The organism is Microbacterium sp. 22296 (assembly GCF_052045385.1).
GTDB lineage: Bacteria > Actinomycetota > Actinomycetes > Actinomycetales > Microbacteriaceae > Microbacterium.
This window is the reverse complement of the sequence record NZ_JBQEOS010000006.1, coordinates 36,471-62,723: the sequence shown is the minus strand read 5'-3', so window position 1 is coordinate 62,723 and position 26,253 is coordinate 36,471. Positions and strand designations below refer to the sequence as shown.

Genomic DNA, 26,253 nt, shown 5'->3' with positions numbered 1-26,253 from the left:
GTGATGTATCCCCTCCTCTTCCGCACCTTCCTCACTCGCCTCGATCCCGAGTTCGCCCACCACCTCGGTGCGCTCGTCATCCGTGCCGCGGGTGTCGAGCCGGTGGCATCCGTGGTCCGCCGGTTCACGTCCCCGCCGACCTACCTGCGTGTGCGGGCGCTCGGCCTGGACTTCCCCTCGCCCTTCGGCGTCGCGGCGGGTTTCGACAAGAACGTCACGATGGGCAGAGGGCTCGGTGCGCTCGGGTTCGGTCACGTAGAGGTGGGCACGGTCACGGCGCTGCCGCAGCCGGGCAACCCCAAGCCGCGTCTGTTCCGCCTCGTCGCCGACCGCGCAGTGATCAACCGCATGGGCTTCAACAACGACGGAGCGGCTGCCGCGGCCGTCAAGCTCCGGCGGCTGCGTCGATCGCGAACGCGCCCGGTGATCGGAGTGAACATCGGCAAGAGCCGCGTCGTCGCCGTCGATGACGCCACCACCGACTACGTCCGCAGCGCCAAGCTGCTCGCGCCCCTCGCCGATTACCTCGTGGTGAACGTCTCCTCGCCCAACACGCCCGGACTCCGCGGACTGCAGGCGGTCGAGACCCTGCGCCCGCTTCTGACGGCCGTTCGCGACGCCGCGGGCGACACTCCGCTCCTGGTCAAGATCGCTCCCGACCTCGACGACGCCGAGGTGCAGGACATCGCGCGCCTGGCCGTCGATGCGGGTCTATCCGGCATCATCGCCACGAACACCACGATCGCGCGCTCGGGCCTGCGGACGGATGCCGCGACCGTCGAGGCCGCGGGCATCGGCGGTCTGTCCGGTGCCCCGCTGAAGGAGCGCGCGGCAGAGGTGCTGCGGCTCGTCCGCGATGCGGTGCCGGCGGAGTTCGTGGTGATCTCGGCCGGGGGAGTGGAGACCGCCGACGACGTGCGCGAGCGCCTCGCGGCCGGTGCGACCCTCGTGCAGGGCTACACCGGATTCCTTTACCGCGGACCGCTCTGGGCCCGTCAGATCAACCGCGGCCTCGCACGCAACCGCTGACGAGCCCGCCTTCGTGCGGTCATCCGCACGCGCGTCGCGTGTCCCCGACGCGTCGCCGCGATCGCGTTCGGGCCGCGCGTCCCGGGCACCCGAGCCCTGCAGCGTCGACACAACGACGAAGCGGCGCACCCGAAGGCGCGCCGCTCGTGGAACCGGGTGCGGTCAGACCGGGTACTGCCCGCGCTTGACCTGCGCCTTGGGCAGACGCATGAAACGCATCTGCACGGTGCGCATCGCCGCGTACCAGCCGAGACCCTTCTCCAGCCGGCTCTCGCCGAACTTCTCCTTCGCGGCCTTCTTCACGCGGATGGAGGTGATGATCATGTCGCCGACGACGAACAGGATGAAGATCCACAGCGCCACGAACGACCAGTACTGGAAGATCGACATGGGGATGAGCGTCGCGACGATGACGAGGACCATGAACGGCATGACGCCCTCGCCGAGGTGCCATCCGGCATCCACGAAGTCGCGCGCGAAGCGGCGCTGGGGACCGCGGTCGCGCACCGGCAGGTAGCGCTCCTCGCCGGCGGCCATGCCGATCCGAGCCTTCTCGCGCTGCGCGGCGAGCTCGGCCCGTGCGCGAGCCTTGGCCTCTTTGGTGTCGGGAACGAGGGGGCGCTTGCGCGCGGCCTCCTGCTCGGCGCGCGACGGGGTCGCACGACCCTTGCCCGTGCCGATCTCCGTCGGGCCGACGGGGGTGTCGTTGGGTGCGGGGGCGGGGGACTTGGCCACGGGAAACCTCGGTGCTTCGCTGATCAGGAGATTTAAGATTACCCGCATGACCCTCGACCTGTCCCGGCAGGACGCTGTGCAAAATGCAGCGGACGCCGGCATCCCCGCCGCCCTCGCCGATCTCGGTTCCCTCGTGCGCATCCCCTCCATCGCCTGGCCGGCGTTCGACCAGTCGGCGCTCGTGAAGAGCGCCGATGCCGTTGCAGCCCTCCTCGAGGGCACCGGCGTCTTCGATTCGGTGAAGGTCGCGCGCGCCGCCATCCCCGGCACCGATGAGATGGGGCAGCCCGCGGTGCTCGCATCGCGCGCTGCGCGCAACGGACGCCCCACGGTGCTGCTGTACGCGCATCACGACGTGCAGCCCCCCGGCGACGAGGCGCTGTGGGACTCCCCGCCGTTCCAGCCGACCGTGCGCGACGGCCGTCTCTACGGTCGCGGCGCCGCCGACGACAAGGCCGGCATCATGGCCCACGTCGGCGCGATCCGCGCCGTGGCCGAAGTGCTCGGAGACGACCTCGACCTGGGCCTGGCCGTCTTCATCGAGGGCGAGGAAGAATTCGGCTCCCGCTCGTTCGCGCAGTTCCTGTCCGACAACGCCGACGTCCTCCGTTCCGACGTGATCGTCGTCGCGGACTCCGGTAACTGGGACGAACGCACGCCCGGACTCACCGTGTCCCTGCGCGGCAACGCCCGCTTCACTCTGACGGTGAAGACGCTCGAGCACGCGTCGCACTCGGGCATGATGGGCGGCGCGGTCCCGGATGCCATGCTCGCCGCGGTCACGCTGCTCGCGACCCTGTGGGACGACGACGGCGCCGTGGCCGTCGACGGCCTCGCGGTGCGCGACGTCGCGACCCCCGATTACGACGAGACGAAGCTGCGCGCGGAGTCGGGCCTGCTCGAGGGAGTAACCCCCATCGGGCGCGATTCGATCCTCAGCCGCATCTGGAACAAGCCGTCGATCACCATCACCGGATGGGATGCCACTCCGGTATCCGCCGCGTCCAACACCCTGGCTCCGGAGACGAGCGTCGTCATCAGCGCACGCGTCGCTCCCGGACAGGATGCCGAGGAGGCGTTCGCCGCAATCGAGAAGCACCTGCGCGCGCACGCTCCGTTCGGCGCACGGCTCGAGTTCAGCGACATCGACTGCGGCGATTCGTTCCTCGTCGACACGAGCGGATGGGCCGTCGGTGAAGCGCGTGCGGCGTTCGCCCAGGGCTACGGCGTCGAGTCCGTGGACGTCGGTATCGGCGGGTCCATCCCCTTCATCGCCGACCTCGTGCGGGAGTTCCCGGCCGCCCAGATCCTCGTCACGGGGGTGGAGGACCCGCACGCGCGGGCGCACAGCCCCAATGAGTCGTTGCATCTCGAGACCTTCCGCAACGCCCTCGTGTCGGAAGCGCTCCTGCTGACACGACTGAACGATCGGACCGTCTGACGGGGCCGCGGCGGCGGGATCGGCGTAGACTCGACACGTCCCCGCGACCGATCAACACGAAGGGCATCGCCATGACCGACACCACTCTGTCGCCCGCCGACACCCGTGAGCACGGCGTGGGCCTGACCGCCGCCGCCTCCGACAAGGTCAAGAGCCTGCTGTCGCAGGAGGGTCGCGACGACCTCCGTCTGCGCGTGGCCGTCCAGCCCGGCGGATGCTCCGGACTCATCTACCAGCTCTACTTCGACGAGCGCTACCTCGACGGTGACAAGGTCGTCGACTTCGACGGCGTCGAGGTCATCGTCGACGACATGAGCGTGCCGTACCTCGACGGTGCGAGCATCGATTTCAAAGACACGATCTCCGAGCAGGGCTTCACGATCGACAACCCCAATGCGCAGGGCTCCTGCGCGTGCGGTGACAGCTTCCACTGAGCTCGGTCGCCGCTGCTCAGCGTCGTCTTCGAAGGCCCCCGGGACCACGGATCGCACCGTGGAACCCCGGGGGTTCTCGTTGTCTCGGCACTGGACGAATGGCCTGAGAACGGTGAGAGGTTGCCGTAGACTGTCAAAGCTTCATCCACGACCCGGAAAGGTGCATTGTGCCCTCCAAACGTCGCCTTCGTTGGGCAGCGCTCCCTCTCGGGATCGCCTCCGTCGCACTCCTCTCGGGCTGCACCACGACCCAGCTGCACGGATTCCTGCCCGGCTTCGTCGATGACGGAACGCCCGCCACGAACCACACCGACATGGTCGCCGGTCTGTGGGTCAACTCGTGGATCGTGCTCCTCGCCGTGGGTGTCATCACCTGGGGTCTCATGCTGTGGTCGGTCATCGCGTACCGCCGTCGCCGTGGCCAGTCGGGCCTGCCGGTGCAGCTGCGGTACAACATGCCGGTCGAGATCTTCTACACGATCGTCCCGCTGATCTTGGTCGTCGGTTTCTTCGCCTTCACGGCGCGCGATCAGAACACGCTCGAGACGCAGTACGACGATCCCGACGTGTCCATCACGGCCTACGGCAAGCAGTGGGCCTGGGACTTCCAGTACAACGGCGAAGAGGAAGACAACTCCGACGCCGTGTACTCGATGGGCGTGCAGGCCGTCGCCACCTCCGACGGGTACGACCTCGACGACGTGCCCACCCTTTATCTGCCGGTGAACAAGACGGTCAAGATCGACCTGCGCTCGCGCGACGTCATCCACTCGTTCTGGATCATCGACTTCCTGTACAAGAAAGACATGTACATCGGCCGCGACAACGAGTGGTCGTTCATGCCCACTCGCGAGGGCACGTACGAGGGCAAGTGCGCCGAGCTGTGCGGTGAGTACCACTCCGCCATGCTCTTCAACGTCAAGGTCGTCAGCGAGGCCGAGTACGAGGACTACCTCGACTCGCTGCGCCGCGCGGGCGACGTCGGTGACATCAGCGACCTGTCGCGTCTGCAGAACCTGACGACGACCGGTACCGAAGGGAACGAGTGATCATGGCCACGACGCTTCCGCTCCAGGGGACGGGCCCCTCGCGGCCGACGACTCTCCCGCCGCGTCAAGCCGCTCTGCTGAGCACCACGCGTGTCGAGCAGAAGGGCAACCTGGTCGTCAAGTGGATCACCTCCACCGACCACAAGACCATCGGGTACATGTACCTGATCGCCTCCGTGATGTTCTTCATGCTCGGTGGCGTGATGGCGCTGATCATCCGTGCGGAGCTCTTCGAGCCCGGCATGCAGATCATCCCGACCAAAGAGCAGTACAACCAGCTGTTCACGATGCACGGCACGATCATGCTGCTGATGTTCGCGACGCCGTTGTTCGCCGGTTTCGCCAACGCGCTGCTGCCGCTGCAGATCGGGGCTCCCGACGTCGCGTTCCCGCGACTGAACGCGTTCGCGTTCTGGCTCTTCCTGTTCGGTTCGACGATCGCCGTCTCGGGCTTCCTCACCCCGCAGGGTGCGGCCGGCTTCGGGTGGTTCGCCTATCAGCCGCTCGCCAACGCCAGCTTCTCGCCGGGCGTCGGCGGAAACCTGTGGATGCTGGGGCTCGGCATCAGCGGTTTCGGCACGATCCTCGGTGCGGTGAACTTCATCACGACCGTGCTGACGATGCGCGCCCCCGGTATGACCATGTGGCGCATGCCGATCTTCTCGTGGAACACGCTCATCACGAGCATCCTGATCCTCCTCGCCTTCCCCGTGCTGGCGGCCGCCATCTTCGCCGCCGCCGCAGACCGCGTCCTCGGCTCGCACATCTACAGCCCCGAGAACGGTGGCGTCCTGCTCTGGCAGCACCTCTTCTGGTTCTTCGGTCACCCTGAGGTGTACATCATCGCGCTGCCGTTCTTCGGCATCGTGTCCGAGATCTTCCCCGTCTTCAGCCGCAAGCCGATCTTCGGGTACAAGACCCTCGTATACGCCACCATCGCGATCGCTGCGCTCTCGGTGGCCGTGTGGGCGCACCACATGTACGTCACCGGCGGTGTGCTGCTGCCGTTCTTCGCCTTGATGACGATGCTCATCGCGGTGCCGACGGGCGTGAAGATCTTCAACTGGATCGGCACGCTGTGGCGTGGATCCGTGACGTTCGAGACGCCGATGGTCTTCGCCCTCGGGTTCCTGGTCTCGTTCGTCTTCGGCGGTCTGACCGGCGTCATCCTGGCATCGCCCCCGCTGGACTTCCACCTGTCCGACTCGTACTTCGTGGTCGCGCACTTCCACTACGTCGTCTTCGGCACCGTCGTGTTCGCGATGTTCGCCGGCTTCTACTTCTGGTGGCCCAAGTGGACCGGCAAAATGCTCAACGAGCGTCTCGGCATGGTGCACTTCTGGATGCTGTTCGTCGGCTTCCACATGACCTTCCTCATCCAGCACTGGCTCGGCGTGGACGGCATGGTCCGTCGTTATGCCGACTACGCCGCTGCCGATGGGTGGGCGTGGGAGAACCAGCTGTCGACCGTGGGATCGATGATCCTCGGCGCTTCGATGATCCCCTTCCTCCTCAACGTGTGGATCACCGCCCGCAAGGCGCCGCGCGTGACGGTCGACGACCCGTGGGGCTACGGAGCGTCGCTCGAGTGGGCGACGTCGTGCCCGCCGCCGCGCCACAACTTCACCTCGATCCCGCGCATCCGCAGCGAGCGTCCCGCGTTCGACCTGAACCACCCCGAAGCCGGTATCCCCGTCGGCGTGGGTCCGGCCAAGGACGCCCCCGACGCACCTGTCGTCGACGCTGCTGCCGGAGAGGTCAAGTAAGTCCATGCGTACGAACGTCAATCTCTGGTGGATCCTCGCGGTCTTCTCGTTCCTCATCGCCGCGATCTACACCGTCTGGAGTCTCATCCAGCACGGCGGTGTCGAGTGGGTCGGCACGGTGGCGCTCGCGTTCCTCGGTCTCATGTCGTCGATGATCGCGTTCTACATCGGGCGCGTCCTGAAGTCGCAGCGCGGCGAGCTGCCCGAAGACACCCTGACGGCCGACATCGATGACGGCGACCCCGAGATGGGCGAGTTCAGCCCGTGGTCGTGGTGGCCCATCGTGCTCGCGGCGTCCGCGGCTATCGCCGTGATCGGCCTGGCCGTGGGCAGCTGGCTCGTCCCCGTCGGGTTCGCGGTGTTCGTTGTCGCCATCGTCGGCTGGGTGTACGAGTACTACCGCGGGTACTTCGCGCGCTGATCCTGTGCCCGTTCGGCTGATAACGGCCGCCGTCTCTGATGCCGGTGCCCATCGTCCCACCAACCAGGACGCCGCGTTCGCGGCGTCCTGGGGTGCGGCGGTGGCAGATGGTGTCGGCGGTGGACCTTCCGGCGATCTCGCATCGGCGGCCCTGGTGCATCGCCTCGTCGCCACGCGTGGGGGAGGGCTCGACGCAGATGGCCTCCTCGTGCGTATCCGCGAGGCCAACTGGGACATTCGAGCTCACGTCGAGCGCGACCCTGCTCTGGAGGGTATGGCGACGACCTTCACGGGTATCTTCCTCAGCACGACGGGCGACCTGCTCCTCGCGCACACGGGGGACTCGCGGGCGTACTTGCTGCGCGACGGGCACTTCTCCCGCGAGACGCGCGATGACTCGTACGTGCAGGCCCTGGTCGACCACGGGATCATCTCGCCCGAGGCGGCCGCGGCGCATCCTCGTCGCAACATCATCACCGCCTCACTCGGCGGTGCCGAAGGAGACGTGGTCTCCGTCGCCGAGCGTCCGCCGCGCGTGGGAGACCGCTGGGTTCTGTGCAGCGACGGCCTGACCGACTATGTGCCCGAGGCCGACGTGGCACGGCTCATCGCCGAGGCCTCCGGCCCTCGTGAGGCCGCGGCATCCGCCGTCGCGCTGGCTCTCGAGGCGGGAACGCGAGACAACGTGACTGTCGTCGTATGCGACGTGGTCGACGACGACGACACGATCACGGCGGATCCCGTGTTCTTCGGGTCGGCGACGCGGTGGTTCGCCGAGGACGTCGAAACCGCCTGAGCGGACGCCGCTCCGATGCGCGTGGGCGCGCTGCGTCTCTCGTGAAGGCGTCCATCGCTTCCATGGCCAGTTCGGCGCTTCGGGGGCCGCCGTGCCCCTCGTCCTCGACGATCTCCCGCCTGCTTCCCGGCCTTGCGTGGTGGAGCTGCCACGGTGTCCGTGCGGGCCCGTGGATATCGCGTCGCCCATGGAATGAGCACCCCGGGTATTCCGAACAGTCGGGACGCACGTGCGAGGGTCGACTGATCGCCCCTCAGGAAGCAGTCGTGCGCCCCGTAGTGCGTGACGAGCGTCGCGAAGTTCAGGGGGTGCCGGTCGTCCGGATCCAGGGGGCCGGGCGTCGCGTGCGGCCCGAGCGAGAGGTGAGCGGTTTCCCAGGCGTCCGACTCGTCGGCGGCTCGTCAACCCACCTCGGGAGAGGGGTCCGTGAAGAGCCGCGCATATTCATCGATCGTGCGTTCCTCGGCGCGCAGCGCGGCGCGCAGCCGCTCGTGCGCCTCGGGAACAACGGGCGCAATGCCGTCGATGATCCAGTCGATCTCTCACCGGTGGCCCGTGGCCACAGAGAGGGTGACGACCTCGGTCACGCGATCGAGGTGCGCGAGCGCGTAGACGAGGCCAGGGGTCGACGCCCAGGACACACCGTGCAGCAGCCAGCGTTCCATGTTCAGGTGAACGCGGACGGCCTCGAGATCGTCGATCAGCTGCGTCATCGTGTGCGTCCGAAGGCTGGGGAGGTCGTCGGAGGCTCACGGCGTGCTGCGACCGCACCCGCGCTGGTCGACGCCGACGATGAGGTGCAGCGCGGGGTCGAATCGACGGCGGGTAGCCGCCGGGACCGAGACCCCCACCGGGCCCGCCATGCAGGTACAGCGCCGGACGTCCCCGCGGGTTACCAGAGGTCTCCCAATCCCGTCGGGCGCCGTGGGGCCGCTCGAGGAAACCGCTCGCCGAGGGGGTGATCGGGGGAGGGGGAGGCATCTCGGCGCCCTACGGCGCCGGAATACCCGGCCGTCAGCGACGCACGACCATCACGGTCGCGTCGAATACCCGATCGCACGGCCCGTCATCGTTCTCGAAGGGCTGTCCCTCGCGGACCCAGTATTCGTAGCCGCCGATCATCTCGCGCACCTCGTATCCCAGCTGCGCGAAAGCGAGGGCACCCTTCTGCCCGGCATTGCAGCCGGGGCTCCAGCAGTAGACCACGACGGGCATGTCGAGGGGGATCTCCCGGAGAGCTCGATCCGCGATCGCGCGATAGGGCATGTGAAGAGCGCCTGTCACGCGCCCCTGCAGCCAGGCGTCATCCCCTCGTACGTCGACGAGCACGAAGCGATCGCCGGCTTTTTGAGCGGCGTAGACGTCGGACGGATCGGTCTCGGCGGCGAGGCGGGCACGGAAGTACTCTGTGGCGTCGGTCACATCCTCACCGTAGGCAGCGGGCACATCGACGGCGAGGGGGGAGGATGCCACGATGCGGCAGCAATCTGCCAGACGTCGATCGAGGCGTGCGCCTCGCGAGCGCGTGCGCCGATCGATCGCATCCACGACGAAGGCCCCGGTACGCGAGCACCGGGGCCTTCGTACGAGAGCGTGTTATTCGCCCTTTTCGCCGCGGGGGCGGTTGGCCTCTCCGAGGCCCTTGGGTGCAGGAATCTCGACCTCGACACGCTCGCCCACCGCGTTGCGGGGGCGACCGTCCTCATCGGCACGGGCGTCGGCGCCGGCGATCTCGTCGGCCTCCTCGTTCGCGATGTGGTCGAGTTCGTGGTGCTGGTGTGCCACGGCGGCATCGATTTCAGCCTGCGTGAGAGGTGCCAGACGGTCTTCGAAGAACCATCGCGATACCGAGGCACGGATGTTCTCGTGCCAGGGGATCTGGCCCTTGTCGTTCGGTCGCACGACCAGCGGCTCGTACGTCTCGTTGTCGACGAGCTTCCAGCGTTCGAACTCGTCGACCGGCTGGTGGACCTCGATGTATTCGCCTCCCGGCAGGCGGACAATGCGGCCCGACTCATAGCCGTGCAGGGCGATCTCGCGGTCCTTCTTCTGCAGCGCGATACAGATGCGCTTGGTGACGAAGTACGCGAGGATCGGGCCGAGGATCAGCAGGGCCTGAAGGGCGTGGATGACGCCTTCCATTGTGAGGTGGAAGTGCGTGGCGATGATGTCGGACGACGCCGCGGCCCACATGACGGCGTAGAACGTGACGCCGGCCGCACCGATGGCGGTCCGGGTTGCGGCGTTGCGCGGACGCTGAGCGATGTGGTGCTCGCGCTTGTCTCCGGTGACCCACGCCTCGATGAAGGGGTAGATCAGCACGAGGACGATGAACAGACCGAGCACGGCGACCGGGAAGATGATGTTCCACGACCAGGTGTGGCCCCAGAGCACGAACTCGAGGTGCGGCGGCACGAGACGAAGAGCACCGTCGGCGAAGCCGATGTACCAGTCGGGCTGAGTACCGGCCGACACGGGGGACGGGTCGTAGGGACCGTAGTTCCAGATCGGGTTGATCGTCACCAGGGCGGCGATGAGGACGATCACGCCGAAGGTGATGAAGAAGAATCCGCCCATCTTGGAGGCGTACACCGGCAGGATCGGGTAGCCCACGACGTTGCTGTTCGTTCGGGCGGGACCGGCGAACTGCGTGTGCTTGTTGATGATCATCAGCATCAGGTGAACGGCGAGCAGGGCCACGAGGATCGCGGGCAGCAGCAGGATGTGCAGCGTGTACAGACGGCCGACGATCGCGGTGCCGGGGAACTCTCCGCCGAAAAGGAGGAAGGAGGTCCAGGTGCCGATGATGGGCAGACCCTTGATCATTCCGTCGATGATGCGCAGGCCGTTGCCCGACAGCAGGTCGTCGGGGAGCGAGTAACCCGTGAAACCCTCGGCCATCGCGAGGATGAAGAGGATGAAGCCGACGACCCAGTTGAGCTCGCGGGGCTTGCGGAAGGCACCGGTGAAGAACACGCGGAGCATGTGCACGCCGATGCCGGCGACGAACACGAGCGCTGCCCAGTGGTGGATCTGACGCACGAGCAGTCCACCGCGCAGGTCGAACGAGATGTGCAGCGCCGACTCCATGGCAGCCGACATCGCGATCCCGCGCATGGGCTCGTAGGCGCCGTTGTAGTGCGTCTCGACCATCGACGCCTGGAAGAAGAACGTCAGGAACGTGCCGGAGAGCAGCACGACGACGAAGCTCCACAGGGCGATCTCGCCGAGCATGAACGACCAGTGGTCGGGGAAGACCTTGCGGCCGAGCTCCTTGACCAGGCCGGACATGCTCGTCCGCTCGTCGAGGTAGTTCGCCGTGGCGCCGACGAAGCGGCCTCCGAGCGGCTTGCCGTCTCGACCGGCGGGCGCCTGCGGCGGGCCGGAGTAGACGGCCGGCTCGGTGGTGACGTTCTCGGTGGGGTGAGTACCGGTACTCATGAGCGCTCCCAGAAGCTGGGGCCGACGGGCTCGTGGAAGTCACTCTGCGCGACGAGGTAGCCCTCGGCGTCGACGGTGATGGGGAGCTGCGGCAGGGGACGGGCAGCCGGGCCGAAGATGACGGCCGCGCCGTTGGCGACGTCGAACTGCGATTGGTGGCAGGGGCACAGAAGGTGGTGGGTCTGCTGCTCGTACAGTGCAACCGGGCAACCGACGTGGGTGCAGACCTTGGAGTACGCGATGATGCCGTCGTACGACCAGTCGAGATTGTTCGTCTCGGGGTTGAGCTGCTCGGGCTGCATGCGCATGAGCAGCACGATGGCCTTGGCCTTCTCTTCGAGGTAGCCCTCGTCGTGACCGAGGCCGGCGAGCTCTTCGGGGATGACGTGGAAAGCGGAGCCGAGGGTGACATCGGCCGCACGGATCGGACGACCCGAGGGGTCGTGCGACAGGCGCATGCCCTCTTTCCACATCGTGTGGCTCAGCATCGTCACGGGATCCTGATCCTGCGGAGCGAGGCCGCGGAACAGGGTGATGCCGGGGATGATGGACGCTGCCAGGGCGGCGAACATCGAGTTGCGGATGATCTCGCGACGACCGAAACCCGAATCCTTGTCGGCCTCGGCGAAGACGTTGATCGCACCTTCGCGAACCTCGTCGCGCCCGCGCGTCGCGTGGCGGTCCTCGATGTACTCCTTGTCGGACATGACCGACTTGCCCCAGTGGATGGTGCCGATGCCGATCGCCAGCAGTGCGAACGCGATGCCGAGTCCGATGAAGAGGTTGTTGTAGCGGATGTCGATCATCGCGCCCGACTCGATCGGGAAGATCATGTAGGCGATGCTCGCCCAGATGCTCGCCGCGACCGAGACGTAGAACAGGGTGTAGACCGTGCGGACTGCACGCTTCATCTCCTGCGGGTCCTTGTCGGTCATCCGCTGACGGTGACCGGGCAGACCCGGGTTGTTGACGGCGTCGGGAACCGCGACGGCGAGGCCCGAGCCGGGCTTCCAGGAAGCCCTCTCGTGCTCGAGTGCGTCGTCCTCGTGTGCCATGGTGCTCCTCGTGCGTTTACGTAATGTCGAAGACGACGGTCAGTTGGACTTCGCCGTGATCCACACGGTCAGGGCGATGAGCGCCCCGATACCGAAGATCCAGATGAACAGACCCTCGGAGACCGGGCCCAGCGACCCGAGGGCGTAGCCACCGGGGGAGTCGGTCTTCTGCACGTACATCAGGTAGGAGATGACGTCGCGCTTGTCTTCGGGGGTGAGGTTGAGGTCGTTGAAGACCGGCATGTTCTGCGGTCCGGTGACCATCGCCGCGTACATGTTGACGGGCGTGACCGTGTGCAGGTCGGGTGCCCACTTGCCCTCGGTCAACGCTCCGCCGGCGCCGGCGACGTTGTGGCACATCGCGCAGTTGATGCGGAAGAGCTCGGCCCCGTGGGCGAGGTCGCCCTCTCCGTCGACGAGGTCCTCGGTGGGGTAAGCGGGTCCGGGAGCAGAGGACTGCACGTATGCGGCGATCGCGTTGATCTGCTCTTCGGTGAACTGCACGGGCTTGACCGGTGCCTGCGGTCCCTGCGCCTGGAGCGGCATGCGGCCGGTCGAGACCTGGAAGTGCACCGACAGCTCGCCGACGCCGAACAGTGAGGGTCCCTGCTGGCTGCCCTCGAGGTTCAGGCCGTGGCAGGTCGCGCAGTTGGCCTGGAAGAGCTTTTCGCCCTCGGCGACCACCGTCGCGGAATCGGCCTGGCTGACCGGCGTGCTGGAGGTGGCGGCCATCGCGGCCGATGCACCGGCGTAGGCGCCTCCGGTGAGGAGGAGGCCGATGCCGATCAGCGCTGCGGCGGCCAGGGGGCTACGACGCCCGGACGACCGACGAGTCTTCTTCTCGCGTGCCATGTGGAGTACAGCTCTCTTACTTGAGGAAGTAGATGACGACGAACAGGGCGATCCAGACGACGTCGACGAAGTGCCAGTAATACGACACGACGATCGAGGTGGTCATCTCTTTCCGGCCGAAGTTCTTCACGGCGTACGCACGGCCGATCACGAGCAGGAAGGCGATGAGGCCACCCGTCACGTGCAGGGCGTGGAAGCCTGTGGTCAGGTAGAAGGCGGAGGCATAGGGGTTGGCGCTGATGGGCATGCCCTCGGCCACCAACGTCGCGTACTCCCACACCTGTCCCGACACGAAGACCGCGCCGAGGATGAAGGTGAGGTAGAACCACTCCACCATTCCCCACTGCTTGAAGCCGGTGGCCTTGCCCGTGCGGTACGGCTGGTACCGCTCGGCGGCGAAGACGCCCATCTGGCACGTGACCGACGACAACACGAGGATGAACGTGTTGACGAGAGCGAAGGGGACATTGAGCAGCTGGGTCTCTTCGGCCCACAAGGACGCGGAGGTGCTGCGGAGGGTGAAGTAGATCGCGAAGAGGCCTGCGAAGAACATGACCTCGCTGCCCAGCCACACGATGGTGCCTACGGCGACCGGGTCGGGTCGCTTCACGGCACGCACGGCCTGGGAATACGTCGCTGAGGTCGTCACCGTTCCATTATGCGCGATCCTCGGGCCCGATCATCCCATCCCCAACATGAGTTATTCCATCATCGAGACTTAGGGAAGCCTCAGAATCCGCAAGGAATCCCCGGTACGGAAGGGGTTCGCAGCGGCCGTCGCCGCGGGTGCGGATCGCGACACGGCGCGACGACACGCGTATGAAAGGATCGTCCCATGGCGGAACGATTCACCTGGCCCGATCTGCTCTCTTCGTTGCTGGCCGGCGACGACCTCAGCGTGTCGGAGTCCACGTGGGCGATGAGACAGGTCATGGCAGGCGAGGCGACTCCCTCGCAGCTGGCCGGATTCCTCATCGCGCTGCGCGCCAAGGGTGAGACCGTCGAAGAGATCGTGGGCTTCCGCGACGCCATCCTCGAGGCGGCGGTGCCCCTCCCCGTCCGCGCGGAGGTCCTCGACATCGTGGGAACGGGCGGGGACCGCTTCGGCACCGTCAACATCTCGACGATGGCCGCCGTCGTGGCCGCGGCATCCGGTGTTCCGGTCGTCAAGCACGGCAACCGCGCCGCGAGCTCGTCGTCGGGATCCTCCGACGTGCTCTCGTCGCTCGGGATCGCGCTGACCCTGTCGCCCGAGAAGGTCGCCGAGACGCTCGATCGCACGGGGATCACCTTCGCGTTCGCGTCGGCGTTCCACCCCGGTTTCCGGCACGCCGGCCCGACCCGGGCCGAGCTCGGCGTTCCGACGGTGTTCAACTTCCTCGGGCCCCTCTGCAACCCCGCCCGCGCCGAGGCGAACGCCGTCGGTGTGGCCCACATCGACCGCGTGCCGTTGATCACGGGCGTGTTCCGCACCCGCGGCGCCACCGCGCTGGTGTTCCGCGGTGACGACGGTCTCGACGAGCTCACCACCACCGGTCACAGTCGCCTGTGGGAGATCAGTCGGGGCGATGTGCACGAGCACGACCTGGATCCGCGGGATCTCGGGATCCCCCTCGCTGACATCGACGACCTGCTCGGCGGGTCGCCCGACCACAACGCCGACGTGGTGCGTCGCGTCCTCGCGGGCGAGACCGGACCGGTCCGCGACATCGTCCTGCTCAACGCCGCGGCGGGCCTGGTGTCGTTCCGCCTGTTCCAGGATGCGACCGAAGTGCAGCGTCCGATCCTCGAGCGTCTCGCGGAGGCACTCGCCGACGCGGCCGCGACGGTCGACGACGGCCGGGCGGCGGCGAAGCTCGAGGACTGGGTGCGGACCTCGAAAGAGCTGTCGGAGTAGCACGTGGACCCGCTCGAGGCGCTCATCGAGATCGCATACCTGCTCGAGCGGGAGAGGTCCTCGCGTTACAAGTCGAAGGCGTTCCGCACCGCGGCCGCCGCGATCGAGGGGCTGGGCGACGCGGAGTTACACGACCCGGCACTGCGTCGGCGCCCCGGGATCGGCGATTCGACGTTCGCCGTCATCCAGCAGGCGCTGGCGGGGGGCGTTCCCGAGCGTCTCGCGAGACTGCGCGCCGAGGCGGCGCCGACGGGTGGTGCGGAGTTGCGTGCCCGGCTGCGCGGGGATCTGCACAGTCACAGCGAGTGGTCAGACGGTCTCACCCCGATCGAGGCGATGGTCGAGGCTGCACGGGGACTCGGCCACGAGTACCTCGCCCTGACCGACCATTCGCCGCGCCTGACGGTCGCCAATGGGCTGTCGCCGGAGCGCCTGCGCGCGCAGATGGAAGTCGTCCGCGGCCACCGCGGTGGCGGCTTCACGCTGCTCACCGGTATCGAGGTCGACATCCTGGATGACGGGAGCCTCGACCAGCAGGACGAGCTGCTGCACGAGCTCGATGTGGTCGTGGCATCCGCTCACTCGAAGCTGCGCATGGAACGCATACCCATGACGAAGCGACTGGTCGCCGCGGCGAAAGACCCGCGGGTCGACGTGCTGGGGCACGTGACGGGACGGCTCGTGGAGGGTTCGCGGGGGACGCGACCTCCGTCGGAATTCGACGCGGAGGCCGTGTTCTCGGCCTGCGCCGACTCGGGCGTCGCAGTCGAGATCAACTCCCGTCCGGAGCGGCAGGATCCGCCCGACGAGCTCCTGACGCTGGCCGTCGAGGCGGGGTGCCTGTTCTCGATCGACTCCGATGCGCACGCCCCCGGTCAACTGTCGCTCCTGGACTACGGCGCGGCGCGAGCCGAAGCCCTCGGTGTTCCCGTCGACCGCATCGTCACGACGTGGCCGCTGGCGAGCCTGCGCGAGTGGCTGGAGCGCCCGCGCTGATCAGCGCCGCAGCGCCGTAAGAGCCCGCGTCATCGCCGAGCCGAGGTTCCAGTCTTCCGCGAGCGCCATGGCGTGCGCCTCGTCGAGCGGACGGATCCGGTCGTCGAACGGGTCGAGTTCGAGTTCGCGGGCGACGCGAACGACCGTGGGCGCGACGTCGAGGTAATCGCTCGCCGCCAGGATCTTGGCGCGCTGCCCGGGGGTGCCCGCGGAGCCGTCGGCGGCGGCGGTCCGGATGCCGTCGAGATCGCCGCAGGCGGCCAGGAGGGACGCTGCGGACTTCTCCCCGACTCCCGCCACCCCGGGAAGTCCGTCGGAGGGGTCGCCGCGCAGCACGGCGAAGTCCGCGTACTGCGCGGCGTGCACGCCGTACTTGCCGACGACGGCGGCGTCGTCGACGAGCTCGAGGTTGCTCATGCCGCGTGCGGTGTAGACGATGCGGATGCCGCGGTCGTCGTCGATCAGTTGGAAGAGGTCGCGGTCGCCGGTGACGATGTCGACCGGCGCGTCCGCTCGCGAGGCGAGGGTTCCGATGACGTCATCTGCCTCGTGCTCGGCGGCCCCGACGATCGGGATGCCGAGCACCTCCAGCGCAGCGCGGATCACCGGGATCTGCGCCTCGAGGGGGTCGGGGACCTCTTCGATATCGGTCCCCGCGGGCACCGCCTCGACGACACGGTGCGCTTTGTAGCTCGGCAGGAGCGCGACGCGCCACGCGGGCCGCCAGTCGTCGTCCCAGCACGCGACGAGACGCGTGGGCTCGTAGGTGGTCACGAGCTTGGCGATCATGTCGAGCAGCCCGCGTGCGGCGTTCACCGAGGTGCCGTCGGCCGCCCTCACCTTGTCGGGAACGCCGTAAAAGGCGCGGAAGTACAGCGACGCGGTGTCGAGCAAGAGCAACTTTTCGGAACGGGGTGCCATGTGCCAAGGGTAGTGACGCCGTCATCAGATGACATGGCGCCGGCCTCCGGTCTCGTCGATAAGCTCGGCCCCGTGTCCCCGGAAGCCGACCCCCTCGCCGTGCTGGGTGTCGAATGGGCGGAGCGTGAACAGTGGAGAACCGTGTGGCGCGGGTTCCTGCGGCTTCGTGCGGAGGAAGTCGCCATCGCGCCGCTGAGATATCTCGACTGGACCGTCGACGGTCGACCGCTGCGTGATCGGTTGATTCTCTCCAACGGCCGGAAGTGCGAGGACATCACATTCTTGAGCGAAGGTTCTCACGCCGACGAGCTCGCGATCGGAAGTCTTCGCGTGCTCCTCGGGCAGGACGTCTCCGAGAGGGATTCGCGGGTGCGGTACGACGACGGCCGTGTCGGGTTGCTGTTCTGCCCGGGGTGCGGGGGTCTGGACTGCGGCGGCGTGAGCGCCGATGTCCGGGTCTTGGATACGACGGTCGAATGGCGGAGCGTGGGGTACCAAGACTCATGGCACCCTTTCGAGCCGGAGCAAGACGTGCCCGTCTTCACGCTTCGCTTCGACCGCCCGCAGTACGAGACGACGGTGCGAGCCCTCCTCGCGCTGTGGGACAGCTAGACCGCCGCCGGCACGTCCGCGCGAAGAGCATGGTGTGGTCGGTCACGTGTTCGATCCGGGCACCCGAGTGCGCAGCTCGACACCGGGGTCCTCGTGTGCGCGACTTCACCCGGCGGACGGGCGTTCCGGCGGCTCGGAAGCGGCGGACAGAATGAAGCGTGTCCGGTATCCGAAGCGAGTTGCAGCGAACCTTCCGGTGGCGGGGCGATTGCACCGACCCATCCATGAGCGCCGACGTGACGGGGTGGTGGCGCGACGCGGGGATCATCGCACGCATCGGTCCGAGCCTCGCAGAGCTCTTCGCCGACGATGTGCCGACGGTCGTGATGGGGCCGCAGTCGCGGGGGAGTCTGCTCGGGGTGCTCGTGGCGAACGCGCTCGGCGTGGGGTTCGCGGAGGTGCGGAAGGATCCGCCCCGTGTCGTCGACAGTGACGCATGGTGGGAGACGACCACCGGTCCGGACTACCGCGACCGGCACCTGAGCCTCGGGGTGCGACGCGCTCTGCTGCAGGCGGGGGACCGGGTGCTCTTCGTCGACGACTGGGTCGACACGGGAGCGCAGCTGGAGGCGTGTCGACGGATCGTCGATCTCAGCGGGGCCTCCTGGGTCGGCGCGGCGGTCGTGGTCGACGCTCTGCAGCGGCCGGATCTACGGCGCCGCGCTCGGGTGCGCTCCCTGCTCCACGTGCGCGAGCTGCCGTGAGCCGCGCGGCCTAGAGTGGCGGAATGTCTTTCGGGTCGGCGTCCACACGTCCCTCGGCGCAGGCGGCGTGCCCCTGCGGGGGCGAGGCGTTCGGGCGGTGCTGCGGGCCGATCCTCGAGGGGACGCCCGCGCCCAGCGCCGAGCGGTTGATGCGTTCGCGATACACGGCGTTCGTCGTCGGTGACAGGGCCCACCTCGCGCGGTCGTGGCATCCGCGCACGCGACCCGACGAGATCGACCTCGACGACGGCACATCGTGGCAGGGCCTCGTCATCGAGCACGCCGCGGAGGACGGGGATGCCGCGGTCGTGGCGTTCCGTGCGACGTGGCGCCAGCACGGGACCGACGGAGAACTGCGCGAACGCAGCCGGTTCGTCCGACGCGGCGGTCGATGGGTGTACCTCGACGGAGACGTCGGCTGAGGGCGTCAACCCCGCCCACCGATGTCGGAGGTGCTGCGTACGGTCGAGTCATCGAGAAGATGTCGATCGACGACGTGGGAGGACACTGATATGGAACGCATCGTGATCATCGGAGGACACGGCAAGGTCGCGCTGCACGTGGCGCGGCTTCTCGCCGATCGCGGAGACGAGGCGACCTCCGTCATCCGGAAGGCCGACCAATCCGACGACATAGAGCAGGCGGGCGGCGTTCCCCTCGTGCTCGACGTGGAGAAGGCCGACGTCGATGAGATGGCGGACGCGTTCTCGGGTGCCGACGCCGTCGTGTGGTCGGCCGGTGCCGGCGGGGGCAGCGCCGAGCGCACCTACGCCGTCGACCGGGATGCGGCGCAGCGCGCGATCGACGCCGCGGCGAAGGCGGGCGTGCGGCGCTTCGTCATGGTGTCGTGGATCGGGTCTACGCCCGATCACGGGATCGACCCCGACGACTCCTTCTTCGCCTACGCCGACGCCAAGCTCGCCGCCGACGACCACCTGCGCGCGAGTGAGTTGGACTGGACCATCCTCGGGCCGGGCACCCTGACGCTCGATCCCCCGACGGGGCGCATCACCACCGCACCCCAGGGCAAGGGCGAGGTCTCACGAGCCGACGTGGCGGCGGTCGTCGCCGCGGCGCTCGTCCAGCCGGCGACGATCGGCCGCTTCATCCGTTTCGGTGCGGGGGAGAACCTCATCGCCGAAGCCATCGCCGACACCGCCGGCCGCACGTCGGGAGAGAACGCGTGAGCACCCTCCCCGAACAGGCGCAGGTCTTCGCGCGCCTGCACACCGCGCCCGAGATCCTCCGCGTCGTCAACATCTGGGACGTCGTCTCGGCGAAGGCCGTCGCGTCGTTGCCCGAGACGAGAGCCCTCGCCACCGCCGGTCACTCGATCGCCGCGACCTTCGGATACGAGGACGGCGAGAACATCCCGCTCGACGTCATGCTCGACATCGTCCGTCGCATCGTGGCTGCTGTCGACGTACCCGTGACCGCCGATCTCGACTCCGGCTTCGGCGACCCCGGCGAGACCACGCGCCGCGCGATCGGCGTCGGAGTCGTCGGCGCGAACGTCGAAGACAAGGTGAAGCCGCTGGCCGATTCGGTGCGCGCGGTCGAGGCCGTGATCGCGGCGGGCGACGCGGAGGGCGTGCCCTTCGTGCTCAATGCGCGCACCGACGTGTTCCTCAAAGGTGCCGACCGGCCGCTCGACGACAAGATCGCGGATGCCGTCGAGCGCGGTCGCGCGTTCCTCGCCGCCGGTGCCACCACGGTGTTCGTTCCGGGAAAGCTGGATGCCGAGACGACACGCCGTCTGGTGGAGGGGCTGGGAGATCGCAGGCTCAGCGTCATCGGAGTGCCCGGTGCGTTGACGGCGGCCGAATACGAGGAGCTCGGTGTCGCGCGCATCTCGTACGGCCCTCAGACGCAGCGCGTCGCGCTGACCGCGCTGCAGGACCTCGCGATCGACCTCTATCGCGACGGTGTCATCCCCGCGACCGTGCGTGAATTGAACTGAGCGGAGCGTTCGAGGCCCGGGGCGCCGCAGGACGCGGCCTCCTCGGGCCTCGGGCGCAGGGAATGCTCCTCCGGCGTCCGTGATGTGCGGCTGATCGCGGCGACGGGCGAAACTCCGGGACCGAGACACGCCGCCGGCCGTTGCCGCGAGTGCAGGGTGTCGACCGAACCACCCGTCCGGGGAAAGGTCGTTGCCCGCTGTCAGTTGTCGTCTTCGGGGCTGTCGTCGTCGACGACGATGACGCCGTCGGGCACGGGATCGCCCAGCAGCGGTTCGGCGGCCAACGTCAGATCGATCGTCGCGCGCAGCAGCCCGCCCAGGGTCGAGGAGCGCAGCAGATCCATCTGATCGAGCTCCCCCAGCGGTGCGATCGCGGCCAGCTGCCACGCGCGGGGGAGCGGCTCCCCCGACAGCTCCACCTCGGGATCCCACCGCGTGCCGCCGAACTGCTGCGCGCGGGCGAGAACGCGTCGAACGATCCGTTCGGCCTCTTCCAGCAACGGTGTCAGGGCGTCGTTCCACTCCAGGTCGGGCAGTGCCCGAACGTCGGCGCGGGGGTAGGGATCGTCGTCGAGCCACTCGACGATCTCGAACCGCTCCGTTCCGCGGGCGACGATCTGCATCTGCCCCGCCTGGGGGACGACGTGGCTCAGCTGCGCCATCGTGCCCAGGGCGAAGCGCTGGTCGCCGCCACCGGTCTCGGTGCCGCGCTCGATGAGCACGACACCGAACGCCGGATCGGGCTCATCGAGGAGCCGGCCGAGCATGACGAGGTAACGCTCCTCGAAGATCCGCAACGCCAGCGGCGTATGCGGGAAGAGGACGGCCCCGAGGGGGAACATCGCGGTACCCATGTCGTCCAGTCAACCAGCGCGCAGCGCGGCGAGGGCGCGTGCGGAGAAGATTCGCAGCCCGCGTCCCCTCGGCGTGAGGGCGTGGCATCCGGAACCTCTCGCGTCGGAGTGGAACCGGTCAGAACGCGTCGCCGCGCAGGGTTTCGTGCACGCGATGCAGATCGGTGAGCAGCGACCCGACCAGCACCCAGTGCGCCGGTGACGGCGTCGCGATCTGCAGGGGACGCGTCAGGGCCGGTTCCTCGACGGCGGACGGCTCGATGCCGCGGCCGGTGCCGACATCGAGTCCGAAGGCGAGGCGCACGTCGTGGGCTGCGCGGTGCAGCTGGTCGGCGATCGCGAGGACGGCGGGTTCGTCGACGATCGACGCGTCGTAACCGTCGTACACCGCCCGTGTCATGCCCACGGTCTGGGTGACCACCGGGGTGAACCGGTCGAGCAGGTCGCCCATGGCGGAGAGGTCGGTGCGATGGCGGCCACTGCGGGGGTTCAGGGCCAGCGAGTCCTCGCCGTCGCGGAGCGCGTCGGCCGCGGCGTCTCGAACCGGCCGGAGCAGCCGTGCTTCGAGGAGGAGACCCTCGAGCGATGCCGGGGTCTGCGCCGTCTCGAGCGCGTCCGCGAGCCGCTCGAGCGAGGCGGCGAGCTCGCGTCCGAGCGTGTCGACCTTGTCGCGCGCCGGGAGCACGAGAACCGGCGGCACGAGCACGGCGTTCACGACGATGCCGATGGCCGCGCCGATGAGCGTCTCGAGAACGCGGTCGAGGGCGTAGTTCGGGGTGGCGGTGCCCAGGGCGAGGACCAGGAGCGCGCTGATGGCGATCTGGTTCGTCGCACCGGGCGAGATGCGGGCGGCCCACGCCACGACGAGCGCGACACCGGCCGAGAGCAGGGCGACCCACGGCTGAGAACCGAACGCGAGACCCAGGAGCGCCGCGATCACGACGCCGACGATGACGCCCACGCTGCGCTCCACGGCGCGGGTGAACGACTGGTTGATGCTCGGCTGCACGACCAGGAGAGCGGCGATCGCCGCGAAGATCGGGGGAGGACCCTGCACGAGCCAGCCGGCGAGCAACCAGGCGGCGACGATGGCGAGGGCGGATTTCGCCACCTGCAGAAGCGGGACGCGGCGCGGGGTGCGTACGTTCACGCTCCCGCGCATCTGCCGCCAGTCGGGAAGACGCATCGCTCACCCCTTCCGCGCGACGATGTCGTCGGCGTTGTCGGCGACCCACTCCATGAGCGGGATGACCCGGGTCATCAGGTCGCGGCCGCGGTCGGTGAGGGCGTATTCCACGCGCGGCGGCACCTCGGGGTACGCGGTGCGTTCGACGAGGCCGTCCGCCTCCAGCGTCTTGAGGGTGCTGGCGAGCATCTTCTCGCTGATCCCCGCGACGTTACGGCGAAGGACACCCCAGCGCTGGGTGCCGTCGGACAGCGCGAGGAGCACGAGCACGCCCCATTTGCCCATGACGTGGTCGAGCACGGTGCGGGTGGGACACCCATCGGTGAAGATCCGCGGGTTGCGCCCCCGCAGATCGGCAAGACTGACGCTCATGTGAGTACCTAACCAGAAAGTGGGTACCGTCATTCCGGAATGTGCGGGTGCGGCGCAGGTTGCACAGGGCGTACCCATCGAAAGGACACCCCATGACCCTTCTCGTCACCGCCGCCTCCGGCCAGCTCGGCCGCCTCGTCATCGATGCGCTGCTGCAGCGCGGTGTGCCGGCATCCGACATCGTCGCGGGCGTACGGACCCCGTCGAAGGCCGAGGACCTCGCCGCGCGCGGTGTGAGCGTCGTCGCGCTCGACTACGCCCGTCCCCAGACCCTTGCACCCGCGTTCGAGGGTGTCGATCGCGTGCTGCTCATCTCGGGTACCGACGCCGACCGTGTCAGTGGCCACCGCAACGTCATCTCCGCGGCACGCGATGCCGGCGTGAAGCGACTCGTCTACACCAGCGCCCCCCGCGTCGACGAGATCGACTACGCCCTCGGGGCCGACCACCGAGCGACGGAGGAGGCCATCGCCGCCTCCGGTCTGTCGGCGACCGTGTTGCGCCACAACTGGTACACGGAGAACTACCTGGATGCCGTGGGCCGCGCCGCCGACACCGGTGAGATCGTCGCCGCCGTCGGTGATGCGCGCGTCGCCAGCGCGAGCCGTCGCGACTACGCGGAAGCCGCGGCCCTGGCCCTCGCCACCGACGACCTGGCCGGGCGCACGCTCGAAGTGGGCGGGGACGTCGCCTGGACGTATGACGAACTCGCCCACGCGGCGACCGAGGTGCTGGGTCGCCCGGTGACGTACACCGCGGTCGCGATCGAGCAGCTCACGGCCGGTCTCGAGGCGGCGGGACTGGATGCCGGGACGGCGGCCTTCGTCGCGGGGATCGACGACGCGATCGCGCGCGGTGCGCTGGCGCAGACCGACGGGACGCTGTCCCGCCTCCTCGGACGTCCGACGACGCCGCTCGTCGAGGGTCTGCGCGAGGGTCTCGCGACGCGCTGACACGCGGCGCGTGAGCCCCGGCGCGCCGGCGTTCCGCAGCGGACGGCGGGGGTGAGGAATCGGGCTCCGCCGTCGTCGGCGCAGCCACGCGACGGGGTCCGGCACCTCATCCCCGGGGCCGCGGGGCGTCAGCATCCCCGTGGTCGCGGGGCGTCAGCGGGACTCGAAGGCGGCGGCCCGGGCGGTGAGGCGGCGTTGACGCATCGCGAGGAAGAGCGGGAAGGTGAAGGCGAACGCCGTGATCCCCGACAGCACGATGTACAGCCACGCGAACCGCATGCCGAGGCGGCGGGCCTCCACGACGATGAAGATGCTTCCCGCGACGGCGACGACCAGCAGATCGACCGTGATGGACGACACCGCCGGACCGCTGGAGACGAGATCGCCGATGAAGTCGCGCATCTGGACGATGGCGAGGGCGTTGAAGGTCCAGGTGCCCACGAGGCCGGCGACGGCCAACACGAGGAAGACCACGGCGGTCGGTGTCCAGTGACGGCGGAGTTCGCTCATGCGCTGATCCTGCCCCAGCCCCGATGTCGGTGGTGGGGGCTAGCGTCGGAGCATGGATGCCGTCACCGCAGCGCGCATGCTCGAGGATCGTGAGCGCGAGGTCGTCCATCGCCTCGGCCGCCTCCGCGAGGACGAGGACGGTCTGCGGCACGACCGCGCCGACGCGACCGCCGACGATGAGCACGATCCGGAGGGATCCACCCTGTCGGGGGAGTGGGCGCAGGTCGATGCGCTGCGTCGCGGCGCCGAGGCGGAGTACGCCGAGATCCTCGCGGCGCGCGAGCGCGTGGCATCCGGTGTCTTCGGCGTCTGCGAGAGGTGCGGAGAGCCGATCGCCGACGCGCGGCTCGAGGCGCGGCCCTTCGCCCGGTTCTGCATCGCGTGCGCGTCGTGAGGGTCGCCGTCGACCGGCGAGGGGTGCGTCGGGCGAGGGGTGCGTCGGGCGAGGGCTGCATCGGGCCAGGGCTGCGTCGGGCGTGAGGCGCGTCGAGCGAGGGGGACGTCGAGCGAGGGGTGCGTCGCGCGAACACGGTTCGGTGCGGGGCGACTCCTCGCGCGAGAGGCACGTCGGCCACGGGGAATGAGTTCGTGCTCGGGGCGGCGCCCCGGTCGGCGCCCCGCGTCCCCCTTGACGCGTAGGCTCGAGGGGTGGAACCCCTGCTGATCGTGCTGCTGTTCGCCAACGCCGTGTTCAACGCCGTCGTCTGGCCGCGGTTCTACCCGAGGATCGCGAAGGATCCTCGCGCGCGGGACGCGGCCGGGAAGCCCACGCCGTTCCTCATCGTGCATACGGTGCTGATCGCGATCGCCCTCGTGCTCGCGGTGGCGTCGGTGATCGCCGCGATCGCGGCGCTGGTGGGCTGATTCCGAGCCCGGACGGAACGCCGCGGGTAGACTGACGCCGCGGGATCCTCCCCGTCACGGTGTAACTACCTGCCCGGTGCGGCAAGGCGGCACGTTCCCCCGCCCCCCGGAGACCGATACATGACATCGCCCTCGTCGCCGAGCGCCGTCGCCCACCGTCCGTTGATCCACCACACCGGTGCGTGGTATTTCCCGGTCGCCTTCATCGCGCGGCTGCCCTTCGCCATGATGACGGTGGGCGTCCTCGCCCTCGTCGTCGCCGCGCGCGGATCCGTCGCTCTCGGCGGACTGACCTCCGCCGCGGTCGGACTCGGCGTCGTCATCGCCGGCCCCGTGCTCGGCGACCTGGCCGACCGTTTCGGCCAGCGACGCGTGCTCGTGCCGGTCGGGGTGCTCAACGGCATCCTGCTGGCGGTGTTCCCTCTGGTCGTGGCTACGGCGACGGTCGAGGGTGTTCTTCTCGCCGCGGCGATGGCCATCGGCCTCACCGGTCCGCAGACCGCGGCGATGTCGCGGACGCGGGTGATGGCCCTGATCGGGGAACGTGTGCATCCCGGCCGCCGCGAGCGGACGTTCTCGCGCGCGATGGCGTACGAGTCGGCCGCCGACGAGACGGCGTTCGTCATCGGACCGTTCGTCGTGGGTGTGCTGGCCGCCCTCATCGCGCCGTGGGCGCCGATCGCCGGTGCAGCGGTGCTGAGCTTCGTGTTCGTGACCGTTTTCGCCCTCCACCCGACCGGGCGCGCCGTTCCCGAGCGGTCCGAGCGGGAGGCGATGGCACCGTTCAGGGAACTGCTGCATCCGCGCATGCTCGTGCTCGTGGCGGCGGTCTTCGGTGTCGGTCTGTTCTTCGGCTCGACGCTGACCTCCCTCACCGCGTTCATGGAGGCGCAGGGCGCGCCCGAGGCGGGAGCCCTCCTCTACGGGGTGATGGGCGTGGGATCGGCCGTGCTGGCGCTCGCCGTGGCCGTCCTCCCGACGCGCTTCACGCTGCGGTGGCGCTTGATCGTCTTCGCGGTCGTGCTCACCGCGTCGGCCGGCGCGTACACGGTGGGCGGCTCCGTCGCCACGGTGACCGCGGTGCTGTGCCTGATGGGCATCGGGGTCGGCCCCTCACTGGTCACCCTGTTCAGCGTGGCCGGTGCTCGTGCACCGCGCGGACGCACCGCCTCCACGATGACCCTCCTCGCCTCGGCGTTGACGCTCGCGCAGGCCGCGGCGTCGGCGGTGACCGGGGCCGTGGCCGAGAGCGTGTCGGTGTCGACGGCCATGCTGTTCCCGGCCGCGGCGGCACTCCTGGTGCTCGCGACGGCCGCTGTCAATGCGTCCGCGTCGCCGCGGTGGGATGCTGCGGTGCGCGCGGTCTGACCGGTCGGTGGCCCCACCGCCGCGTCGGGTCGCGAGT

General features: G+C 68.8%; 30 protein-coding genes. 18 read left to right on the top strand and 12 right to left on the bottom strand.

The features are described 5' to 3' along the window. Window positions 1–3: 3 nt before the first annotated feature. Window positions 4–1,029 (top strand): quinone-dependent dihydroorotate dehydrogenase, encoded by a 1,026-nt coding sequence (locus ACTJJP_RS12485; protein WP_440775321.1) that lies wholly within the window; start codon window positions 4–6, stop codon window positions 1,027–1,029. 162 nt (window positions 1,030–1,191) lie between these two features. Here ACTJJP_RS12485 and ACTJJP_RS12480 read toward each other — a convergent pair whose 3' ends face one another. Further along, window positions 1,192–1,764 carry a DUF3043 domain-containing protein gene (locus ACTJJP_RS12480; protein WP_440775320.1) on the bottom strand — a complete coding sequence of 191 codons (573 nt, stop codon included), beginning with the start codon at window positions 1,762–1,764 and terminating at the stop codon, window positions 1,192–1,194. 46 nt (window positions 1,765–1,810) lie between these two features. Here ACTJJP_RS12480 and ACTJJP_RS12475 point away from each other — a divergent pair, with 46 nt between their 5' ends. The 6 genes from ACTJJP_RS12475 (at window position 1,811) to ACTJJP_RS12450 (ending at window position 7,671) form a co-directional block, all read left to right on the top strand. Further along, entirely contained in the window at window positions 1,811–3,205 is a 1,395-nt protein-coding gene (locus tag ACTJJP_RS12475) for a dipeptidase (RefSeq protein ID WP_440775319.1), read from the top strand. A gap of 71 nt (window positions 3,206–3,276) precedes the next feature. Continuing rightward, window positions 3,277–3,639 (top strand): HesB/IscA family protein, encoded by a 363-nt coding sequence (locus ACTJJP_RS12470; RefSeq protein ID WP_055957426.1) that lies wholly within the window; start codon window positions 3,277–3,279, stop codon window positions 3,637–3,639. Between the two features lie 167 nt (window positions 3,640–3,806). Then, on the top strand, window positions 3,807–4,688 hold the full coding sequence (gene ctaC / locus ACTJJP_RS12465) for an aa3-type cytochrome oxidase subunit II (protein ID WP_440775318.1): 882 nt from the start codon (window positions 3,807–3,809) through the stop codon (window positions 4,686–4,688). 2 nt (window positions 4,689–4,690) lie between these two features. Further along, the gene (gene ctaD / locus ACTJJP_RS12460) at window positions 4,691–6,454 is read left to right on the top strand and encodes an aa3-type cytochrome oxidase subunit I (protein ID WP_285137971.1); all 1,764 of its coding nucleotides are present in this window, start codon (window positions 4,691–4,693) and stop codon (window positions 6,452–6,454) included. Window positions 6,455–6,458: 4 nt separating this feature from the next. Further along, window positions 6,459–6,875: a cytochrome c oxidase subunit 4 gene (locus ACTJJP_RS12455; RefSeq protein WP_440775317.1), complete on the top strand. Its 417-nt coding sequence runs from the start codon at window positions 6,459–6,461 to the stop codon at window positions 6,873–6,875. A gap of 4 nt (window positions 6,876–6,879) precedes the next feature. Then, entirely contained in the window at window positions 6,880–7,671 is a 792-nt protein-coding gene (locus ACTJJP_RS12450) for a PP2C family protein-serine/threonine phosphatase (RefSeq protein ID WP_440775316.1), read from the top strand. 542 nt (window positions 7,672–8,213) lie between these two features. Here ACTJJP_RS12450 and ACTJJP_RS12445 read toward each other — a convergent pair. From ACTJJP_RS12445 to ctaE, 6 genes are all read right to left on the bottom strand, one after another. Beyond that, window positions 8,214–8,384, bottom strand: a complete 171-nt coding sequence (locus ACTJJP_RS12445; RefSeq protein WP_440775315.1) for an alpha/beta fold hydrolase — start codon at window positions 8,382–8,384, stop codon at window positions 8,214–8,216. 301 nt (window positions 8,385–8,685) lie between these two features. Then, the gene (locus ACTJJP_RS12440; RefSeq protein WP_440775314.1) at window positions 8,686–9,093 is read right to left on the bottom strand and encodes a rhodanese-like domain-containing protein; all 408 of its coding nucleotides are present in this window, start codon (window positions 9,091–9,093) and stop codon (window positions 8,686–8,688) included. Between the two features lie 174 nt (window positions 9,094–9,267). Further along, window positions 9,268–11,112: a cytochrome bc1 complex cytochrome b subunit gene (qcrB, locus tag ACTJJP_RS12435; protein ID WP_440775313.1), complete on the bottom strand. Its 1,845-nt coding sequence runs from the start codon at window positions 11,110–11,112 to the stop codon at window positions 9,268–9,270. Continuing rightward, a complete protein-coding gene (gene qcrA / locus ACTJJP_RS12430) occupies window positions 11,109–12,167 on the bottom strand; it encodes a cytochrome bc1 complex Rieske iron-sulfur subunit (protein WP_314452110.1) in 1,059 nt (352 codons plus the stop codon). Before qcrA ends, qcrB begins: the two co-directional genes overlap by 4 nt. A gap of 39 nt (window positions 12,168–12,206) precedes the next feature. Beyond that, window positions 12,207–13,019: a cytochrome bc1 complex diheme cytochrome c subunit gene (gene qcrC, locus ACTJJP_RS12425; RefSeq protein WP_440775312.1), complete on the bottom strand. Its 813-nt coding sequence runs from the start codon at window positions 13,017–13,019 to the stop codon at window positions 12,207–12,209. Between the two features lie 16 nt (window positions 13,020–13,035). Beyond that, entirely contained in the window at window positions 13,036–13,668 is a 633-nt protein-coding gene (gene ctaE, locus ACTJJP_RS12420) for an aa3-type cytochrome oxidase subunit III (RefSeq protein ID WP_183417929.1), read from the bottom strand. Window positions 13,669–13,854: 186 nt separating this feature from the next. Between ctaE and trpD the strand changes: the two genes are divergently transcribed. Together trpD and ACTJJP_RS12410 are read left to right on the top strand one after the other, a co-directional pair. Further along, window positions 13,855–14,916 carry an anthranilate phosphoribosyltransferase gene (gene trpD, locus ACTJJP_RS12415; RefSeq protein ID WP_440775311.1) on the top strand — a complete coding sequence of 354 codons (1,062 nt, stop codon included), beginning with the start codon at window positions 13,855–13,857 and terminating at the stop codon, window positions 14,914–14,916. A 3-nt stretch (window positions 14,917–14,919) separates the two neighbouring features. Further along, window positions 14,920–15,912 (top strand): PHP domain-containing protein, encoded by a 993-nt coding sequence (locus tag ACTJJP_RS12410; protein WP_440775310.1) that lies wholly within the window; start codon window positions 14,920–14,922, stop codon window positions 15,910–15,912. Here ACTJJP_RS12410 and ACTJJP_RS12405 read toward each other — a convergent pair whose 3' ends face one another. After that, window positions 15,913–16,833, bottom strand: a complete 921-nt coding sequence (locus ACTJJP_RS12405; protein ID WP_440775309.1) for a 5'-3' exonuclease — start codon at window positions 16,831–16,833, stop codon at window positions 15,913–15,915. Between the two features lie 72 nt (window positions 16,834–16,905). Here ACTJJP_RS12405 and ACTJJP_RS12400 point away from each other — a divergent pair, with 72 nt between their 5' ends. The 5 genes from ACTJJP_RS12400 (at window position 16,906) to ACTJJP_RS12380 (ending at window position 20,109) form a co-directional block, all read left to right on the top strand. After that, entirely contained in the window at window positions 16,906–17,445 is a 540-nt protein-coding gene (locus tag ACTJJP_RS12400) for a hypothetical protein (RefSeq protein WP_440775308.1), read from the top strand. 224 nt (window positions 17,446–17,669) lie between these two features. Next, on the top strand, window positions 17,670–18,149 hold the full coding sequence (locus ACTJJP_RS12395) for a phosphoribosyltransferase family protein (RefSeq protein WP_440775307.1): 480 nt from the start codon (window positions 17,670–17,672) through the stop codon (window positions 18,147–18,149). Window positions 18,150–18,172: 23 nt separating this feature from the next. Beyond that, window positions 18,173–18,571, top strand: a complete 399-nt coding sequence (locus ACTJJP_RS12390) for a YchJ family protein (RefSeq protein ID WP_440775306.1) — start codon at window positions 18,173–18,175, stop codon at window positions 18,569–18,571. 90 nt (window positions 18,572–18,661) lie between these two features. Continuing rightward, on the top strand, window positions 18,662–19,336 hold the full coding sequence (locus tag ACTJJP_RS12385) for an SDR family oxidoreductase (protein WP_440775305.1): 675 nt from the start codon (window positions 18,662–18,664) through the stop codon (window positions 19,334–19,336). Further along, the gene (locus ACTJJP_RS12380; protein ID WP_440775304.1) at window positions 19,333–20,109 is read left to right on the top strand and encodes an isocitrate lyase/PEP mutase family protein; all 777 of its coding nucleotides are present in this window, start codon (window positions 19,333–19,335) and stop codon (window positions 20,107–20,109) included. Before ACTJJP_RS12385 ends, ACTJJP_RS12380 begins: the two co-directional genes overlap by 4 nt. A gap of 200 nt (window positions 20,110–20,309) precedes the next feature. Here the strand turns inward: ACTJJP_RS12380 and ACTJJP_RS12375 are convergent, their stop codons facing one another. From ACTJJP_RS12375 to ACTJJP_RS12365, 3 genes are all read right to left on the bottom strand, one after another. Further along, window positions 20,310–20,963: an LON peptidase substrate-binding domain-containing protein gene (locus tag ACTJJP_RS12375; RefSeq protein ID WP_440775303.1), complete on the bottom strand. Its 654-nt coding sequence runs from the start codon at window positions 20,961–20,963 to the stop codon at window positions 20,310–20,312. 118 nt (window positions 20,964–21,081) lie between these two features. Next, the gene (locus ACTJJP_RS12370; RefSeq protein ID WP_440775302.1) at window positions 21,082–22,149 is read right to left on the bottom strand and encodes an FUSC family protein; all 1,068 of its coding nucleotides are present in this window, start codon (window positions 22,147–22,149) and stop codon (window positions 21,082–21,084) included. Window positions 22,150–22,152: 3 nt separating this feature from the next. Beyond that, complete coding sequence (locus ACTJJP_RS12365) at window positions 22,153–22,521, bottom strand: winged helix-turn-helix transcriptional regulator (protein ID WP_440775301.1); 369 nt, start codon at window positions 22,519–22,521, stop codon at window positions 22,153–22,155. 92 nt (window positions 22,522–22,613) lie between these two features. Between ACTJJP_RS12365 and ACTJJP_RS12360 the strand changes: the two genes are divergently transcribed. Then, a complete protein-coding gene (locus ACTJJP_RS12360; RefSeq protein ID WP_440775300.1) occupies window positions 22,614–23,474 on the top strand; it encodes an SDR family oxidoreductase in 861 nt (286 codons plus the stop codon). Window positions 23,475–23,627: 153 nt separating this feature from the next. Here the strand turns inward: ACTJJP_RS12360 and ACTJJP_RS12355 are convergent, their stop codons facing one another. Next, window positions 23,628–23,984, bottom strand: a complete 357-nt coding sequence (locus ACTJJP_RS12355; RefSeq protein ID WP_440775299.1) for a DUF2834 domain-containing protein — start codon at window positions 23,982–23,984, stop codon at window positions 23,628–23,630. Between the two features lie 52 nt (window positions 23,985–24,036). Here ACTJJP_RS12355 and ACTJJP_RS12350 point away from each other — a divergent pair, with 52 nt between their 5' ends. From ACTJJP_RS12350 to ACTJJP_RS12340, 3 genes are all read left to right on the top strand, one after another. After that, a complete protein-coding gene (locus ACTJJP_RS12350; RefSeq protein WP_440775298.1) occupies window positions 24,037–24,378 on the top strand; it encodes a TraR/DksA family transcriptional regulator in 342 nt (113 codons plus the stop codon). Between the two features lie 254 nt (window positions 24,379–24,632). Continuing rightward, a complete protein-coding gene (locus ACTJJP_RS12345) occupies window positions 24,633–24,848 on the top strand; it encodes an SCO4848 family membrane protein (protein ID WP_440775297.1) in 216 nt (71 codons plus the stop codon). 120 nt (window positions 24,849–24,968) lie between these two features. After that, window positions 24,969–26,216: an MFS transporter gene (locus ACTJJP_RS12340; protein WP_440775296.1), complete on the top strand. Its 1,248-nt coding sequence runs from the start codon at window positions 24,969–24,971 to the stop codon at window positions 26,214–26,216. Window positions 26,217–26,253 lie beyond the last annotated feature (37 nt).

What these genes read in the sequence shown, in the direction of transcription:
- ACTJJP_RS12390 (WP_440775306.1), top strand. Translation starts at nt 18,173, where the DNA reads ATGTCTTTCGGGTCGGCGTCCACACGTCCCTCGGCGCAGGCGGCGTGC.
- ACTJJP_RS12475 (WP_440775319.1), top strand. Translation starts at nt 1,811, where the DNA reads ATGACCCTCGACCTGTCCCGGCAGGACGCTGTGCAAAATGCAGCGGAC.
- trpD (WP_440775311.1), top strand. Translation starts at nt 13,855, where the DNA reads ATGGCGGAACGATTCACCTGGCCCGATCTGCTCTCTTCGTTGCTGGCC.
- ACTJJP_RS12405 (WP_440775309.1), bottom strand. Translation starts at nt 16,833, where the DNA reads ATGGCACCCCGTTCCGAAAAGTTGCTCTTGCTCGACACCGCGTCGCTG.
- ACTJJP_RS12340 (WP_440775296.1), top strand. Translation starts at nt 24,969, where the DNA reads ATGACATCGCCCTCGTCGCCGAGCGCCGTCGCCCACCGTCCGTTGATC.
- ACTJJP_RS12375 (WP_440775303.1), bottom strand. Translation starts at nt 20,963, where the DNA reads ATGGGTACCGCGATGTTCCCCCTCGGGGCCGTCCTCTTCCCGCATACG.
- ACTJJP_RS12360 (WP_440775300.1), top strand. Translation starts at nt 22,614, where the DNA reads ATGACCCTTCTCGTCACCGCCGCCTCCGGCCAGCTCGGCCGCCTCGTC.
- qcrB (WP_440775313.1), bottom strand. Translation starts at nt 11,112, where the DNA reads ATGAGTACCGGTACTCACCCCACCGAGAACGTCACCACCGAGCCGGCC.
- ACTJJP_RS12455 (WP_440775317.1), top strand. Translation starts at nt 6,459, where the DNA reads ATGCGTACGAACGTCAATCTCTGGTGGATCCTCGCGGTCTTCTCGTTC.
- ACTJJP_RS12395 (WP_440775307.1), top strand. Translation starts at nt 17,670, where the DNA reads ATGAGCGCCGACGTGACGGGGTGGTGGCGCGACGCGGGGATCATCGCA.
- ACTJJP_RS12445 (WP_440775315.1), bottom strand. Translation starts at nt 8,384, where the DNA reads ATGACGCAGCTGATCGACGATCTCGAGGCCGTCCGCGTTCACCTGAAC.
- qcrA (WP_314452110.1), bottom strand. Translation starts at nt 12,167, where the DNA reads ATGGCACACGAGGACGACGCACTCGAGCACGAGAGGGCTTCCTGGAAG.
- ACTJJP_RS12355 (WP_440775299.1), bottom strand. Translation starts at nt 23,984, where the DNA reads ATGAGCGAACTCCGCCGTCACTGGACACCGACCGCCGTGGTCTTCCTC.
- ACTJJP_RS12485 (WP_440775321.1), top strand. Translation starts at nt 4, where the DNA reads ATGTATCCCCTCCTCTTCCGCACCTTCCTCACTCGCCTCGATCCCGAG.
- ACTJJP_RS12370 (WP_440775302.1), bottom strand. Translation starts at nt 22,149, where the DNA reads ATGCGTCTTCCCGACTGGCGGCAGATGCGCGGGAGCGTGAACGTACGC.
- ACTJJP_RS12385 (WP_440775305.1), top strand. Translation starts at nt 18,662, where the DNA reads ATGGAACGCATCGTGATCATCGGAGGACACGGCAAGGTCGCGCTGCAC.
- ACTJJP_RS12470 (WP_055957426.1), top strand. Translation starts at nt 3,277, where the DNA reads ATGACCGACACCACTCTGTCGCCCGCCGACACCCGTGAGCACGGCGTG.
- ACTJJP_RS12365 (WP_440775301.1), bottom strand. Translation starts at nt 22,521, where the DNA reads ATGAGCGTCAGTCTTGCCGATCTGCGGGGGCGCAACCCGCGGATCTTC.
- ctaD (WP_285137971.1), top strand. Translation starts at nt 4,691, where the DNA reads ATGGCCACGACGCTTCCGCTCCAGGGGACGGGCCCCTCGCGGCCGACG.
- qcrC (WP_440775312.1), bottom strand. Translation starts at nt 13,019, where the DNA reads ATGGCACGCGAGAAGAAGACTCGTCGGTCGTCCGGGCGTCGTAGCCCC.
- ACTJJP_RS12350 (WP_440775298.1), top strand. Translation starts at nt 24,037, where the DNA reads ATGGATGCCGTCACCGCAGCGCGCATGCTCGAGGATCGTGAGCGCGAG.